Origin of the sequence: Streptomyces geranii (assembly GCF_002954775.1) — a bacterium.
Taxonomy (GTDB): domain Bacteria; phylum Actinomycetota; class Actinomycetes; order Streptomycetales; family Streptomycetaceae; genus Streptomyces; species Streptomyces geranii.
Genome location: NZ_PJME01000014.1, coordinates 1 through 15,409, shown reverse-complemented (window position 1 = coordinate 15,409; position 15,409 = coordinate 1). Strand labels below are relative to the sequence as shown.

Here is a 15,409-nt window from a genome sequence, read left to right as displayed (position 1 = left end):
CGGCAGCCCCCAGAAGGATGGGAACGGGTAAGGGCGGCGGGGGCGGAAAACTGCCCCCTTACCCCCACCTGCCACACTGTCCGTCCCACCCCGGACAAGGAGCAACCGCATGTCGATGGTCGGCAGCCTGCGCAAAGTGGCCCGTCTGGCGCGGCGCGGGCGGCGGCGGGTGGACCTCAGTCACCCCGCCCGCTCACCGCTCGGCTCGACCGTCGTCAACTGCGTGATCTACCGCGAGGGCGTCCGCCAGGACACCGCCCCCACCGTCGAGGAATCCGTCGCCCGCGTCCGCAAGCACAACCGCGGCTTCGTCTGGCTCGGGCTGCACGAGCCCGGCGAGGAGGAGTTCGCCCGTGTCGCCGAGCTGTTCGGGCTGCACCCGCTCGCCGTCGAGGACGCCGTCCAGGCGCATCAGCGGCCGAAGGTGGAGCGGTACGGCGAGGTCCTGTTCGCCGTGTTCAAGACGGTCTGCTACGTCGAGCACGAGGAACTCACCGCGACCAGCGAGGTCGTCACCACCGGCGAGATCATGGTCTTCGCGGGCCCCGACTTCGTCGTCACCGTCCGGCACGGCAGGCACGGCTCCCTCGGCCCCCTCCGCGAGGAGCTGGAGGCCGACCCGGAGCAGCTCGGCCGGGGCCCGGCGGCCGTCCTGCACGCCATCGCCGACCACGTCGTCGACGACTACCTGAACGTCACGGACTCCGTCCAGGACGACATCGACCAGGTCGAGTCGGACGTCTTCTCCCCGCAGAGCCCGCGCACCGCCGACGCCGGCCGCATCTACCAGCTCAAGCGCGAACTCCTCGAACTCAAGCGGGCGGTGGTGCCCCTCGGCCGGCCCCTCCAGCAACTCGCGACCGAGCCGATGCCCTCCGTCGAGCCGGCCATACAGGCCTACTTCCGCGACGTCTCCGACCACCTCATCCGCGCCACCGAGCAGATCCACGCCTTCGACGCGCTGCTCGACTCGATCCTCCAGGCCCACCTCGCCCAGGTCACCGTCGCCCAGAACGAGGACATGCGGAAGATCACGTCATGGGCCGCGATCGTCGCCGTACCGACGATGGTCTGCGGGATCTACGGCATGAACTTCGAGCACATGCCCGAACTGCGCTGGCGCTTCGGTTACCCGCTCGTCCTCGCCGTCATCGCCACGGCCTGCTTCTTCGTCCACCGCGGCTTCAAACGCAACGGCTGGCTGTGAACACGGTTCACCGCCCGTCCGTACCTTCGGTCGAGTCGTACGTCCGCCGCCACCTCACCCGACCTGGAGAGGCGCAGTGTCCCACCAGCACCCCCGGCGACCGTCCCCCCGCAGGGGCGTCGCCCTCGCCGCGCTCCTGACCGCCGTCGTCCTCCCCCTCACCACCGCCTGTACGTCGGACTCGGGCGACGGCGGCAAGAAGGCGGCGTCCGCGTCGATGACGCCCGCTCCCGTCGCCGCCGTGGTCGCGCCCGCCAAGGTCGAGGTGATCGCCGACCTGACCGGCTGCAAGGTGAAGATCCGCACCGACGCCGCCGAACTGCGCGAGGGCGTCTGCCACACCAGTCTGGGCGATTATCTGATCACCACGTTCCCGCAGGAGAAGTTCAAGCTGACCTGGCTGGACAGCGCCTCCATGTACGGCGGCAAGTACCTGGTCGGCACCAAGTGGGTGATCAGCGCGGCCCCCAAGCTGCTGGCACCGCTGCGCCAGAAGGTCGGCGGCACGGTCGAGGACCTGAGCGTCCAGGGCGGTACGGGCCAGGGCACGGCCGCCAGCCAGGGGCCCGTCCCCGAGAGCAGCGCCGGTCAGGGCTGAGCGGGCTCGTACCCTCTGATGACGTACGACTCCTCGTCGTCGACCGCGTCCTTCAGCGGGTCCAGCGTGATCCGCACCGGGTGGCCGTCCGGCGCGTACTCCGCCTCCGCCGTGTCCGCGCCCTCGTCGTGGGCCCGGGACAGCCGGTCCAGGAGCGCGCCGATGGTCGGCACCTCCTCGGGGGCCCGCGCCACCGCGCCGCGCCCGCTCTCGTCGAGCCCGACCGCCTTCACCACGCTCCCGTCCCTGACCGTCACCCGGAACGTGCCGATCAGGCTGCGCTCGCCCTCGCTCGACGTCAACGTGTAGACGTACGCGGCGGGTTCCTCCCAGGACTCCGCGAACGACAGGAAAGAGGACGAGGACGAGGGTGACGGGGAGGTGGGGTCCGCCCCGGCCACCGAGGCCCCGGAGTCACCGCCGCAGCCGACCGCCGCGCACACCAGCCCTCCGACCAGCACGACGGACGACAGCAATCGGACCGAACCCATGGTGATCCCCCTGTACAAGTGAACGGCTGCCGGCCAGTGACTGGCGGCACACCCGCAACCAGTACGACGCGAGCGCGCCGGAATTCGTTCACCCGGAAACCGGAGGCCCTCAGGCCACTTGCTCCCGACCACCGGCGTTCAGGCCCGCATCCCCGCCAGCCTCATCAGTCCCACCAGCCCCACCAGCTCCGTCAACTCCACCAGCCCCGTCAGCTCCACCAGTACCGGCGATCCCTCCGATCCCCGCAACCCCCTCAACCCCCGCGATCTGGGCGAGAAACGCGTCCACGAGGTCGTACGCCCGCTGCCGTGACTCCTCGCTCCGGGCGCGGGTCTCGGCGAGCAGCAGGTCCGGGTCCTCGCCGTGTGCCACCGCCTCGCGTCGGCCGCCGGCCTCCAGCCACTGCAGCAACGTTTCCTCAGCGAGTTCCGGATGGAACTGCACCCCGAGCGCCCGTCCGGCCCGGAACGCCTGCGGACCGACCGCGCTGCGGGCCAGCTCCACCGCGCCCGGCGGCACCGTGAACCGGTCGAAGTGCCACTGGAACCACGGCCCGGCCGGAATCAGCCCGGGTACGTCCGACTCGACGGCCGTCCAGCCGATCTCGGGCCGGGGTGCCGCCTCGACGCCGCCGCCGAGCGCCGCGGCGAGGGCCTGCGCGCCGAAGCAGATGCCGAGGACGGGGAGTTCGGCGGCGTGCGCGGTGCGCAGCAGCTCAAGTTCGCCGTCGATCCAGGGCGCGACGGAGGCCCGGTCGTAGACCGACCAGGGTGCTCCGAGCAGCACGACCAGGTCGTAGCCGACCGGGTCGGGGAAGGTGAAGTCGACGCCGGGGGTGTCGTGCCGGTCGGGCGGGACGATGGTCAACTCGTCTGTCTCGTAGCCGAGTTGGGCGATCCGGTCGCCGACGGGACCGGACAGTGAGAGATGGTCGTGACGTATGAGGAGGGCACGCACGGAGGTTCTCCAGTTCTGTACTTGCACACGTGTTCCGCACCCGCACGCGTGACGGCTCAGCCCTTGGCCCGCCGTCCGCTGCGGCGCGGCGCGGGTTCGGCACCGTCCAGCAGTTCCAGCCTGCGTTCCTCGCCGTGGGTCTCGACCTGGACGACGATCTTGCGGAGCGCGTCGGCGGTGGACCGGCACTCCTCGGCGCTGAGCGGCGCGGCGACGAACGCCTCCTCGGCGTTGAAGTCGGGGAACAGCGTCCGCATCAGCTCCTCGCCCTCGTCGGTGAGCCCGAGCAGCACCCGCCGGCCGTCCGAGGGGTGTTCGATACGGCGGACCAGTCCCCGGGACTCCAGGGTCCGGGCCACGCCGGTGAGCGTCCCCTTGGAGATCCCGGCCTCCTCGGCCACGAGCCGCGTCTCGGTCTCCCCGGAGATCCAGACGACCCACAGCACGACGAACCCGGTCCAGGTCAGATCGGCGCCCCGGAGCACGGAGTTCTCGACATGCTGCCGCACGGCGGAGGCGGCCCGGTGGATGTTCGCGACGACGGCCATCTGGTCGTGCCGGATGGCGATGTCCCCCAGTTTGGCCTTGACCAGCTGCTCGGTCTCGACGATCGGTCGCTGCGTCACCGGCGATTCCCCTCCACCCGTCCGTTCCACCCGTCCGTTCCACCCGTCCGTTCCGAGGGTCCGTTCCGAGCGCCCGTTGTCGTTCGGCACCGAATTGTACGAGGGTCAACCTCGGGCGACCCGCCGCATCACCTCCCGGCAGAATCCACCGACACCGGCCGGGTCGTCGGTGAACTGCGACGGCTTCACGCAGAACGTCGTGAATCCCAGCTCCACCTGCTCCGGGATGGAACTCAGCGCCGCCCCGAGATCCGCACAGGAGCGGTCGTCGGGGAACTCCACCCGGATCCCCCCGATCATCTCCAGCTCGGAGACGTCCCGCCCGGCCTCCTTCATCGCCGCCGCGAGCACCCCCATCTCCTCGGCGGTCGGCCGCCCCAGCGGATTGAAGGCGTGCCCGTACCGCACCAGCCGCCGCACCATCGCCGCGTGCATCCCCGCCCCGCCGAAGCACAGCCGGGGCCCATCCGGCCAGTACGCCTTGGGCTCGAAGTACACGTCCTCGAAGCGGTAGTGCTCGCCCTCGTGGGACACCGGCGAGGCCCTCCACAGCTTGGCCCAGATCTCCAGATGCTCGTCCAGCAGCCGGCCCCGCCGGGCGAAGGGCACCCCGAGCGCGTCGTACTCGTCCCGGCTCCAGCTGACGTTGGGCAGCACCATCAGACGGCCCTCGGAGAGCAGGTCGAGGGTGCCCAACTCCCGTGCCAGCAGCAGGGGATGCCGCAGCGGGGCGATCACCGCCGAGGCGGCGAGCCGGACCCGCTCGGTCACCGCCGCTATCGCGCTGAGCAGCATCAGGGAGTTCGGCCAGGGGGTGTACGGGTCCTGGTTGCCCGGCAGCGCCCAGTCGCGCGGGTTGCCCATGACGCCGTTCACGCCGGCGTCGGGCCCGAGCACGATGTGCTCGCTGACCATCACCGAGTCGAACCCGGCGTCCTCGGCCTCCCGGGCCCAGCGCACCAGCAGCGGCAGGTCCACGCGCCCGCCGGTCATGGTCCAGTTCTCGCTGAGGACCAGTTGCATACGAGGAGTCATGGTCATGGCCGTACACACTCCCATCATTTCATTTGAGGTCAAACAATAAAGAGATCGGCCCGGCCTGACAAGAGGCCGCTCCCTCCGGCCCCAACTCCCTCACCCCCACTATTGGTTGAGTTTTCATCACAGTGACACCTGTCACCTTCCCGACCTTCGGGTGATGCGGCAACTTTGACCCGGGCACGCCAACCGGAGCGTTGCCCTCCACCCGCACCCCCCACGGTCATCAGGAGCACGCAGTGAAGATCACCTCGCGCGTCCGCAGAGCCTCGCTGGTTCTCGGCAGCGCCGTCGCGCTGGTCGTGGCCGTTCCCGGCAGCGCCTTCGCCGCCCCGCCGTCCGCGCTGCCCGCCAACGCGGACACGCTGGAGAACACCTGGCAGCCGGCCTACGACTACGACACCGACGGCTGCTACCCCACACCGGCCATCGGTCCCACCGGAACCGTCAACGGCGGTCTCAACCCGTCCGGTTCGGTCAGCGGCGAGTGCCACGACACCTCGGACCTCGACAACACCAACGGCTACTCGCGCGAGAAGTGCAACAACGGCTGGTGCGCGATCATGTACGCCCTGTACTTCGAGAAGGACCAGGCGACGATCGGCGGCCACCGGCACGACTGGGAGCACGTCGTGGTGTGGGTGCAGGACGGCGCGGCGAAGTACGTCTCCACGTCCGCGCACGGCGAGTTCAACACCTACGCCGCCAGTGCGGTGCTCTGGGACGGCAAGCACCCCAAGATCGTTTACCACAAGGACGGGGTGAGCACCCACACCTTCCGGCTCGCGGGCTCGAACGACGAGCCGCCGGAGAACGCCTACGGCACCTGGCAGTACCCGGACCTGGTCGGCTGGAACGGCTACCCGTCGGGGCTGCGCGACATCCTGAGCGCGTACGACTTCGGCAGCGCCAACTTCGGCCTCAAGGACGCCAACTTCGCCGCCCACCTCACCAAGGCCCTGCCGTCGGGCATCTCGTTCGACCCGAACGCCTGACGGGTGGGACGGGCGGGGCAGGCACAACAGGCGCAGCAGGTGGAACGGGCGGCGGGGGCGCACCCGCCGCTCAGACCGCGTAGGCCTGCGGCGCCTCCGCCCGCTCCGTCCGGTCCGCGCGGGCGGTGAGTGCCACGCCGAACAGGTAGGCCTGGGCGACCAGGCCTACCTGCAGTCTCGACTCCAGCTGCAGCTTGGCGAGTATCCGGGTCACATGGGCCTTGACCGTGCGCTCGGTGACGAAGAGCAGTTCGGAAATCCCCTGGTTCGACAGTCCCCGGCCCAGCAGGATGAATACCTCGAATTCACGGTCCGTCAATTCTCCCGACCGTCGAATCGGACCATGCATCCACCCGGTCTCGCTCTCACCGATGAGCGAACTGAACCTGCGCAACGCCTCGACGCGTCCCCCATTGCCTTGCACGGTCGTGCGCCCCCTTCGGGTGATAGAAACACATCGGCCTCGCCAGTACAGTGGACCTACGTACACAATCGCCTATGGCCCAGGTCACACCATGCCCCTGACCTGCACCCATGGAAACCTCCGGCACAGGTTACTGACAAGTGACCCGCGTAGACCTGGCCGGAAAGCGACAGCGCAGCGATTGATTCCGGCACCTGCCGGACAGACAAGCGGAATACCTCTCTCCGCACCTCGCGGGCGCAAATCCAGGGGCTCTTGACGGGTCCTTGATTTCCAGAACATTGCGCGATGGCCGATTTCCGCGCACTCCGGTGGCCAATCCCGGCGATCAAATTCAGGTCAACCCTTCCGGGCCTGATTGACCACTCAATGATCACTGAACAACCATCGAGCCGTCGCCCCGACTCCGGCGGCAGGCCTTTCCGCCACCTCCGCCGTCCGGGTTCCGAAGGGGATCAGCCGTGCCCACGAGCAGTCTCGTCATGTCACTGAGCCGTCACGCACAGGAGTCGCCCGACGCCGAAGCCCTGGTGTCCGGCGACACCCGGCTCACCTACCGCGAACTGGCCGACCGGTCCATCGAACTGGCCCGCCTGCTCCCGCCGGACACCGGCGCCGGCCCCCTGTGCGTGGTGGCCCCCAAGTCCCCCGAAGCGGTCGCCCTGTTGCTGGCCTGCTTCCGGGACCGGCGCCAAGTGCTCCTGCCTTCCCCGGAGTTGGGCACCGACGTACTGCACCGGCTGGCCGCCCAGGCCCGCTGCACCCACCTCGTGTCGATCCCGCCCGAGGGGACGACCGACGCCCTGTCCGTCACCCCGCTGAACACCATCCCCACACCTCCCGCACCCCCCGCGTCCCCCGCCCCCTCGGCACCCCTCCTCCTCACCACCTCCGGCTCCACCGGACTGCCCAAGATCGTGCCGCTGCCCGAGGACGGCATGGACCGCTTCATGGCCTGGGCCACCACACACTTCGGTACGGCGCCGGGGACCAGGGTGCTTTCGTACGCGCCCCTCAACTTCGACCTCTCGCTGCTCGACGTCTGGGCCACGCTCTCCGTCGGCGGCACCGTCGTCCTCGTACCGCCGGAGCGGGCCACCGACTCGGCGCGGCTGCTGGCGACGCTGACCGCCGCCCGGGTCCAACTCGTGCAGTCCGTACCGATGTTGTTCCGGCTGCTGGCCGACGCGGCGGAGGGCGCCGGCCGGACCCTGCCCGACGTACGGCATGTCCTGCTGACCGGCGAGGCCACCCCGCCGGAGCTGCTGGCGCGGACGGCCCGGCTCTTCCCGTCGGCCCGGATCCACAACGTGTACGGCTGCACGGAGACCAACGACAGCTTCGTGTACGAGGTCGAGCGCGCCGGAGGGCGGACCGAACTGCCCCTGGGTGTGCCCCTGCCCGGCGTCAGCTGGACCCTTCTCGCCGACGACGGGCGGGAGTTGACGGGCGAGGGCACCGGCGAACTCGTCGTGCGCACCCCCTTCCAGACCGACGGCTATCTCGACCCGGCGCTGAACGGGGACCGTTTCCTGCGTCCGCCGGGCGCCGACGCCGTGCACTACCGCACCGGCGACCTCGTGCACCGGGCCGCCGACGGCACGCTCACCCTGCGGGGCCGGAGCGACTTCCAGGTCAAGGTGCGCGGCGTGCGCACCAACCTCCAGGACGTCGAACAGGCCCTGCTGCTGCACCCGGACGTCGACGAGGCGGTGGTCGTCGCGCTGCCCGACCCGGAGGCCGGGGCGCGGCTGCACGCGGTGGTCCGGCCCACCCGGGACAGCGCACGCCTCAACAGCCTTGTCCTGCGCAGCCATTGCGCCCGGCATCTGCCCCGGACCGCCATCCCGGGCTCCCTGGAGATCACCGACGAGCCGCTGCCGCGCACGTCGACGGGGAAGCCCGACCGCCAGTCCATCAAGGAACGCCAGTCCGCCAAAGAGCGCCAACTCGCCGAAGAGCACCAGCTCGCGAAGGGATGACATGAACTCCGCGCCCCTGAAGGCCTGGATCGTCCAGCAGTTCGTACCCGACATCACGCCCGCCGATCTCGACGACGACTACGACCTCATCGACAGCGGGGTGGTGGACAGTCTGCGGCTGCTGCGGCTGATCTCCTGGGTCTGCGACGCCAACGGCATCCCGCTGGACGAGGTCCCGATCACCCCGGACAACTTCCGCAGCGTCAACGCGATCCGGGCGTTCGTCGAGAGCAGCGCCCAGAGCCAGGCGAGTCCGGCGGCCACCGGGTGAACCGGCCGTCCCGGCGACTTCCGGCCTCCGGAGCCCGGTCACCACCGCGCCCCGGCCACCCGCACCGGCTCGGCTCAACTCTGGACACCGCTCGATCACATCAAGGGGAGAAAATGATCGTTCGCAGCCTGGACGAGGTCAAGACCGTCGACTGGGGCAACGGCATCAGCCGCCGTTTCCTGCTGGAGTCGGACGGCATGGGGTACTCGGTGACCGACACCGTCGTCCGCGCCGGCACCTCCTCCAACCTCCAGTACCAGCGCCATCTGGAGGCCTGCTACTGCATCTCGGGCAGCGGCTGGGTCGTCGCCACCGACGGCACCAGGCACCCGATCACCCCCGGCACGCTCTACGCCCTCGACCAGCACGACGCCCATGAACTGGCCGCCGCCGACGAGGACTTGCGGCTGGTGTGCGTCTTCACGCCGGCCCTGCGCGGGGACGAGGTCCACGATCTGACGGCCGACGGCTTCTCCCGTTACTGAGCCCCGCGCAGACCCCTTCCGCCGGTCCGGCTGCCGCACCAGCCGGACCGTCCGACCACCTCGGCCGCTGACCGACCAGGGAGCAACGGCGTGACCATCTGGAACGACGACCAGCGAGAACTCCGCAGCGCCATGCGGCCGGTGTTCGAGTCGCTGGGCGAGGACCACCTCGCCTGGGACAAACGGGGGGAGTTCCCCCGGGAGAAGTGGCAGGCCGTCATGAAGTCGGACCTGCTGCGGCTCCCCTTCGCCGAGGAGTACGGCGGCCTCGCCCAGGACCTCCTCACCACCATGTACGTCCTCGAAGGACTCGGCGAGGCCAACCGCGACGGCGGCCTGAGCTTCTCGGTGACGACGCACATGGTCAGCGTCGGCGTGCCCTTGCAGCGGTTCGGCTCCAGGGATCTCAAGTCCCGCTATCTGCAAGGCATCTGCGACGGCACGACGATCGGCGCGCACGCCATCACCGAGCCCGACCACGGTTCCGACGCGATGAGCATGCGCACCTCCGCCGTGCGCGACGGCGACGACTACGTCCTCAACGGCAGCAAGATCTTCATCAGCAACGGGCCGGTCGCCGACCTGTTCACGGTGTACGTCCGCACGGGCGCCGCCGCCGGCCCGGCCGCCCTCAGCGCCTTCCTCGTCGAACGCGGCACGCCCGGACTGACCGTGGGTGAGCCCATCGAGAAGATGGGCCTCAAGACCTCCCCGCTCGCCGAGGTGTTCCTCGACGACTGCCGGGTCCCGGCCCGCAACCTGGTCGGCTCGCCCGGCGCCGGGTTCCTGGTCCTCGACCACGTCATGAAGTGGGAGATCCTCTGCTCCTTCGCCGTCAACCTCGGCGAGATGCGCCACCGCCTCGACCGCTGCATCCAATACGCGGGCGAGCGGCGGCAGTTCGGGCAGAGCATCGGCAAGTTCCAGGCGGTGTCCCACCGCATCGTCGAGATGAAGATCGCCACCGAGACGGCCGCCAAGTGGCTGTACGACACGGCGGCCAAGCTGCTGCGCCACGAGGACGTCACCGTCGACCTGGCCATCGCCAAGATCCTCACCAGCGAGGGCAACACCGCGAGCGCCCTGTCCGCGCTGCAGATCTTCGGCGGCTACGGCTACATGACCGAGTACGGCATCGAGAAGGACGTCCGCAACGCCCTCGCCGGAACCATCTACTCGGGCACCTCCGAGATCCAGCGCACCCGCATCGCCGCGATGCTCGGCCTGTGAGAGACCGGCCTGTGAGAGAAGGGATGCCACACATGCCCGACAGTGACGAGCACGAGGATCTGACGCCCCTCCTCCGCTCCACCGAGTTCCTGGACCACGAGTCCCCGCAGATACGGGAGTTCGTGGCGAAGTCCGTCCAGGACTCCTCGGCCGGCGACCCGGTACGCCAGGTCGTCGACCTCTACTACGCCGTCCGCGACGGCCTGTTCTACGAGGTGTACGGCGCCGACCTGTCCCGGCGGGGCCTGAGCGCCAGCTCGGTGCTCGCGGCCGGGCAGGGCTTCTGCCTGCACAAGTCGGTACTGTTCGCCGCCGCCGTACGGGCCGTGGGCGTACCGAGCAGGCTGGTCTACGCCGACGTCCGCAACCATCTCGCCTCGGACCGCCTCAAGGAGCTGGTGGGCGGCGAGGTCTTCTTCCACTCCTTGACGTCCGTGCATCTCAACGGCCGCTGGATCAGGGCGACTCCGGTCTTCAACAAGCTGCTGTGCCGGCTGTACGGGATGCCCGCGCTGGACTTCGACGGGGTCACCGACAGCCAGTACCACCCGTACGACGGCACAGGCGCACAAGGCCCGTCCGCGCAGATGGAGTTCCTCAAGGAGCACGGCGAATTCGACGACCTGCCCTACGAGTTCGTGCTGGACAGCATGCGCCGCTCGCACCCCCGCTTCCTGGACGGCTCGGGGACGGTCGCCGGTGGCTCACTGGCGGCAGAGGCCAACTCCCGTTCCTGAGACCCGAGTCGCTCACCCTTCCTTTCCTTCCTTGAGGAGTCCCGCATGCCCCGCACCGCACCCCTCGCCATCGACGAGGAAGTCGCCGAGGCGCTGCACGAGGGGCGGCCGGTAGTCGCCCTCGAATCGTCGGTGATCCCGCACGGTCTGCCGTACCCGGCCAATCTGGCGCTGGCCCACGACATCGACTCCGCCGTCCGCGCCTCGGGCGCCGTCCCGGCCCGGGTCGGCGTCCTCGGCGGGCGGATCCTCGTCGGGATGACCAAGGAGCACCTGGAGCGCTTCGCGGCCGACCCGGAGATGCCCAAGGTCAGCACCCGCGACCTGGGCATCGCCCTGGCGGGTGGCGGGGCCGGGGCGACCACGGTGTCCTCGTCGCTGGTCGCCGCCGACCTCGCGGGCATCCGGGTGTTCTCGGTGGCCGGCATCGGCGGCGTCCACCGGGACGCCCCGCTCACCTTCGACATCTCGGCGGACCTGGTCCAGTTCACCCGCAGCCGTACGGCCGTGGTGTGCGCCGGGGCCAAGTCGATGCTGCATCCGCAGTGGACGGTGGAGTGGCTGGAGACGGCCGGGGTCCCCGTGATCGGTTACCGCTGCGACGACTTCCCGGCGTACTTCAGTGTGAGCAGCGGGGTCCGCAACCCGCACCGCCTTGACGACCTCGGGCAGATCGCGTCGGCCGCGCTCGCCCACTGGGACACCGGTACCGAGACCTCGGTGCTGGTCACGCACCCGATCACGGCGGCCGACGGCATCCCCTCCGAGGACGTCGAGGCGGCCCTCGCCGACGCCACCGCGCTCGCCGCCCGCGACGGCATCACGGGCCCGGCCATCACCCCGTACCTGCTGAAGGCGATCGCGCGGGCGACGGAGGGCCGGACGGCCGCCGCCAACCGTTCGGTGCTGCTGTCGACGACGGCGCTGGCGGGCGAGTTCGCGGTCCGGCTCGCGGAGGAGACCGCCCGGCGGGAGGCGGCAGCCGTATGAGCACTCCGAACACGCCGGGCACGCCGGGCACGCCTCAGGAAACCGCCGTGCTGTTCGACCTCGACGGGACGCTGCTGGACACGCCGGGCGCCATCGTGTCCGTACTGGACAAGGTGCTCGCGGAGTCGGGGCGGCCCGTGCCGTCGCCGGAGCGGGTGCGGGCGACCGTGGGCAGGCCGCTGGCGGCCGTCTTCGCCGAGCTGCTGGAGCTGGAGCAGGAGCACGGGGAGGTGGAGCGATCGGTGGCCCGCTTCCGGGAGTTGTTCCGCGAGGACGTGGTGCCGGGGGCGAGGTCGCTGATCTTCCCGGGCGTCCCGGAGCTGCTGGAGCGGCTGCGCGCGCAGGGGCTCGCTCTGGCCATCGTGACGAGCAAGATCCGGCCCAGTGCCCTGGAGCTGCTCGAACCGGCCGGGCTGGTCCACCACTTCGACGCCGTCGTCTGCCACGGCATGGCGCCGCGCGGCAAGCCGCATCCGGACCTCGCGCTGCTGGCCGCACGGGAGTTGGGCCGTGAGCCCGGCGACTGCGTGGTCGTCGGGGACGCGGTGGACGACATGCGGATGGCCGGTGCGGCCGGGATGCGTGCGCTCGGAGTGGCGTACGGGGTGGCCACGGCGGGGCAGTTGACCAGCGCGGGGGCGGAATCGGTGTCCGAATCCGTACTGGCGCTCGGCGAGGCGCTGGGTAGTCTTCGATCTTCTGCCGCGATCACTCATCGCAGCTGATCCACTGCACCGAGGCAGCACGCGCCATGAACGCACCGGTGTGGCGACCCCCGTGCCGGCACCGATACCGGCACACAACTGGACGATACGACAAGGCGGTTACCGAGAAATGACGTCACCCACGACACCGGACCGGGCGGTGCCGGGCAGTCCCATCGGCGGGCTGGTCACGCTGTCCGCGGCCCAGTTCCTCATCGCGCTCGACTTCTCGGTCATCTTCGTGGCCCTGCCCAGCATGGGCACGGACCTCGATCTGTCCGCCAGCGCCATCCAGTGGGTGGTCAGCGCCTACTCCGTCTTCTTCGCCGGGTTCCTCGTGGTCGGCGGACGGGCCGCCGACCGGATCGGCGCGCGCAACATGTTCATCGCCGCGCTGCTGCTGTTCGGCGTGGCCTCGCTGGCCGGCGGCATCGCCGGGGACGCGTCGCTGCTGCTGATCGCCCGAGGCGCGCAGGGAGTCGCGGCGGCGGCACTGCAGCCGTCGATCCTCGCGCTCGTCAACACGACGTTCGCGCCGGGCCGGGAGCGCACCCGCGCGCTGGCTGTCTGGGGCACGGTGGGCGCGAGCGGCCTGGCCGCCGGTGTGGTCCTGGGCGGCCTGCTCACCACGGTCTCCTGGCGCTGGACCTTCTTCGTGAACCTGCCGTTCGCGATCGTCTGCGCCCTGGCGGCGCCGCGACTGCTGCCGGGCAGAAACGATTCGCGTACGTCGTCGCCGCTGAACGTCCTCAGCGCGGCGCTCTGCACGGCGACCGTGCTGGTCTCGGTGCTGGGCCTGACCCTCGCAGCCGACGTCGGCTGGACCGACCCGCTGGCGCTGGGCAGCTTCGGCGCGGCCGTCGTCCTCCTCGCGCTCTTCGTCGTACGGGAGCGCGGCAGCGCCCAGCCGCTGGTGGAACCGGCGCTGCGCGGCACCCGTACGCTCCTGGTCGGCTGCGGCTCCTCCGCGCTGTACATGGCGAGCGTGGCGGGCTCGGAGTTCTACCTGGTCACCCTGTTCCTCCAGGAGAACCGCGACTTCGAGCCGTTGGCGGCGGGCGTCGCCTTCCTGCCGCTGGCCGTGTGCATCACCCTCGGCAACATCATCGCGGGCAAACTGGTCAACACGCTGGGCGTGGGGCGGACGCTGCCGCTGGCGTTCACGATCGGCGCGGTGGGGCTGGTGCTGCTGGCGGTGTCCGTGCACAACCACTCCTACTGGGTGGCGCTGCTGCCGGGCCTGGTCGTGAGCGGCCTGGGCCACGGCATGATCTACACCTCGATGTTCGTCGGCGGCACGCGGGACGTGGCCGACGAGAACCAGGGCGTCGCGGGTGCCCTGATGACCACCACCCAGTACGCGGGCGGCGCCTTCGGGGTGGCGGTCCTGGTGATCGTCCTGGGCACGAACCCGGACGACGGCGCCTTCCTGCCCGCGTTCCTGCTGGCGGGCGCGGTCGCGCTGGCCGGCACGGTGTGGTCGTGGTTCGGCTTCCGTACTCCGGTCGGGGAGCAGGGAGTTGTGGGGGCTGCGGGGGCAGCGGGAGCTGGTGAGCGGGCGTCGGCCGGGGACCCGGTGACGGCGCACGAGAAGGGGCGGACGGCATGACGGCGGGCGCGGCAACTGAGGAGGCGTCAGTCTCGGCTACGGACAGGCGAGTTGGCGATAGCGGCCCGCGCATCGGCATCCTCGTCATCCACAACGACCCTGTCCCCGAGACCGAGTTGTGGACGATGGCCCCGCCCGGGGTCTCCGTCCACACCGCCCGCTTCGAGTGCCCCCGGCCGGTCGACACCGAGTATGTCGGCAGTCCCGCGCGGGCGTTCGCGGCGGATCCGGAGGTGGCCCGGGGCCTGGACCATCTCGGGCGGCTCGGCGCGGACAGTATCGCGCTGTGCTTCGGGTCGAGCAGTTTCTTCGGCGGGCCGGCCTTCGACGCGGAGTTCGTCGCCGAGGCGGAGACCCACTCGCACGGCACGCCGGTCCACACGGCGGCGGTGGCGATCACGGCGGCGCTTCGGGCCTCCGGGGTGCGGCGACCGCTGGTGATGATGCCGCCGTGGTTCACTCCCCCGACCTTCGAGGCCACGGAGAGGTACCTGACCGCCGTGGGCGTCGAGCGTGTGCGGATCGCCCAGTTCGACCTGGGGGCGGAGTGGGCGGGGGTGGCGAAGTACAACGCCTTTGACGAGGGGGCTCGTTGGGTGGTGGACGCGGAGGAGGTTCGCCGCCAGACGCTGGCCGCTGTGGAGGCGGTGGCGGAGGAGATGTTGGAGGGGGTGTCGGAGGGCGACTCGATCGACGGCATCCTCGTCCCGGGCAGCGGATTCCGTGCCCAGGGGGCGGTTGTGCCGCTGGAGCGGGAGCTGGGGTTGCCGGTGATCACCGCCAACCAGGCGGTGCTGTGGTACGGGCTGAGGCTGGCGGCGGCGGGGGGTGCGGACTCCGCGTTGTTCGGGGGGAGTTCGGAGCACGGGAGTTTGTTCGGGAGGGGGCTGGCGGCGGCGAACGGCGGGTAGGTCCGGCCTGACCGACTTTTCCTCGCCCCCGCCGCCCCTACCCGTCCCATCCTTCGGGGGCTCCGCCCCCGAACCCCCGCATCGCGCTGAACGCGCTCGTCCTCAAACGCCGGACGGGCTGAATACCTAGCCCGTCCGGCGTTTGAGGACGAG

The 15,409-nt window shown here is 70.4% G+C and carries 17 protein-coding genes; 12 read left to right on the top strand and 5 right to left on the bottom strand.

The window, feature by feature from the left end; translation table 11 throughout:
- The first annotated feature begins 109 nt into the window (after positions 1-109).
- Positions 110-1,207: a magnesium and cobalt transport protein CorA gene (locus CW359_RS20110; RefSeq protein WP_105971369.1), complete on the top strand. Its 1,098-nt coding sequence runs from the start codon at positions 110-112 to the stop codon at positions 1,205-1,207.
- A 76-nt stretch (positions 1,208-1,283) separates the two neighbouring features.
- On the top strand, positions 1,284-1,805 hold the full coding sequence (locus tag CW359_RS20105; protein ID WP_232838482.1) for a hypothetical protein: 522 nt from the start codon (positions 1,284-1,286) through the stop codon (positions 1,803-1,805).
- Here the strand turns inward: CW359_RS20105 and CW359_RS20100 are convergent.
- The 4 genes from CW359_RS20100 to CW359_RS20085 all read right to left on the bottom strand — a co-directional run bounded on the left by CW359_RS20100 (position 1,796) and on the right by CW359_RS20085 (position 4,921).
- Positions 1,796-2,296 carry a DUF6174 domain-containing protein gene (locus tag CW359_RS20100; protein ID WP_232838481.1) on the bottom strand — a complete coding sequence of 167 codons (501 nt, stop codon included), beginning with the start codon at positions 2,294-2,296 and terminating at the stop codon, positions 1,796-1,798. The genes CW359_RS20105 and CW359_RS20100 overlap by 10 nt on opposite strands.
- 109 nt (positions 2,297-2,405) lie before the next feature.
- A complete protein-coding gene (locus CW359_RS20095; protein WP_105971367.1) occupies positions 2,406-3,254 on the bottom strand; it encodes a type 1 glutamine amidotransferase in 849 nt (282 codons plus the stop codon).
- 56 nt (positions 3,255-3,310) lie between these two features.
- Positions 3,311-3,880: a MarR family winged helix-turn-helix transcriptional regulator gene (locus CW359_RS20090; protein WP_105971366.1), complete on the bottom strand. Its 570-nt coding sequence runs from the start codon at positions 3,878-3,880 to the stop codon at positions 3,311-3,313.
- Positions 3,881-3,985: 105 nt separating this feature from the next.
- Positions 3,986-4,921: a TIGR03619 family F420-dependent LLM class oxidoreductase gene (locus CW359_RS20085; protein ID WP_105971365.1), complete on the bottom strand. Its 936-nt coding sequence runs from the start codon at positions 4,919-4,921 to the stop codon at positions 3,986-3,988.
- A gap of 236 nt (positions 4,922-5,157) precedes the next feature.
- Here CW359_RS20085 and CW359_RS20080 point away from each other — a divergent pair, with 236 nt between their 5' ends.
- Positions 5,158-5,913, top strand: a complete 756-nt coding sequence (locus CW359_RS20080; RefSeq protein WP_105971364.1) for an NPP1 family protein — start codon at positions 5,158-5,160, stop codon at positions 5,911-5,913.
- Between the two features lie 70 nt (positions 5,914-5,983).
- On the opposite strand, the gene CW359_RS20075 is transcribed toward CW359_RS20080, so the two are convergent.
- On the bottom strand, positions 5,984-6,232 hold the full coding sequence (locus CW359_RS20075) for a response regulator transcription factor (protein ID WP_232838480.1): 249 nt from the start codon (positions 6,230-6,232) through the stop codon (positions 5,984-5,986).
- Between the two features lie 566 nt (positions 6,233-6,798).
- On the opposite strand from CW359_RS20075, the gene CW359_RS20070 reads away from it, so the two are divergent.
- The 9 genes from CW359_RS20070 to CW359_RS20030 all read left to right on the top strand — a co-directional run bounded on the left by CW359_RS20070 (position 6,799) and on the right by CW359_RS20030 (position 15,256).
- Positions 6,799-8,319: an AMP-binding protein gene (locus CW359_RS20070; protein ID WP_105971363.1), complete on the top strand. Its 1,521-nt coding sequence runs from the start codon at positions 6,799-6,801 to the stop codon at positions 8,317-8,319.
- Position 8,320: 1 nt separating this feature from the next.
- Entirely contained in the window at positions 8,321-8,590 is a 270-nt protein-coding gene (locus CW359_RS20065) for an acyl carrier protein (protein WP_105971362.1), read from the top strand.
- 113 nt (positions 8,591-8,703) lie between these two features.
- On the top strand, positions 8,704-9,075 hold the full coding sequence (locus CW359_RS20060) for an ectoine synthase (protein WP_105971361.1): 372 nt from the start codon (positions 8,704-8,706) through the stop codon (positions 9,073-9,075).
- Positions 9,076-9,165: 90 nt separating this feature from the next.
- Positions 9,166-10,305 (top strand): acyl-CoA dehydrogenase family protein, encoded by a 1,140-nt coding sequence (locus tag CW359_RS20055; RefSeq protein WP_105971360.1) that lies wholly within the window; start codon positions 9,166-9,168, stop codon positions 10,303-10,305.
- A gap of 32 nt (positions 10,306-10,337) precedes the next feature.
- Complete coding sequence (locus tag CW359_RS20050; protein ID WP_105971359.1) at positions 10,338-11,042, top strand: transglutaminase-like domain-containing protein; 705 nt, start codon at positions 10,338-10,340, stop codon at positions 11,040-11,042.
- Between the two features lie 45 nt (positions 11,043-11,087).
- Positions 11,088-12,032, top strand: coding sequence for a pseudouridine-5'-phosphate glycosidase (locus CW359_RS20045; protein ID WP_105971358.1), 945 nt, complete (start codon positions 11,088-11,090; stop codon positions 12,030-12,032).
- Positions 12,029-12,757 carry an HAD family hydrolase gene (locus CW359_RS20040; protein ID WP_105971357.1) on the top strand — a complete coding sequence of 243 codons (729 nt, stop codon included), beginning with the start codon at positions 12,029-12,031 and terminating at the stop codon, positions 12,755-12,757. Before CW359_RS20045 ends, CW359_RS20040 begins: the two co-directional genes overlap by 4 nt.
- Before the next feature lie 109 nt (positions 12,758-12,866).
- Positions 12,867-14,345: an MFS transporter gene (locus tag CW359_RS20035; RefSeq protein WP_105971356.1), complete on the top strand. Its 1,479-nt coding sequence runs from the start codon at positions 12,867-12,869 to the stop codon at positions 14,343-14,345.
- A complete protein-coding gene (locus tag CW359_RS20030; RefSeq protein ID WP_105971355.1) occupies positions 14,342-15,256 on the top strand; it encodes a maleate cis-trans isomerase family protein in 915 nt (304 codons plus the stop codon). The genes CW359_RS20035 and CW359_RS20030 overlap by 4 nt, the downstream gene beginning before the upstream one ends.
- The last annotated feature ends 153 nt before the right edge of the window (positions 15,257-15,409 follow it).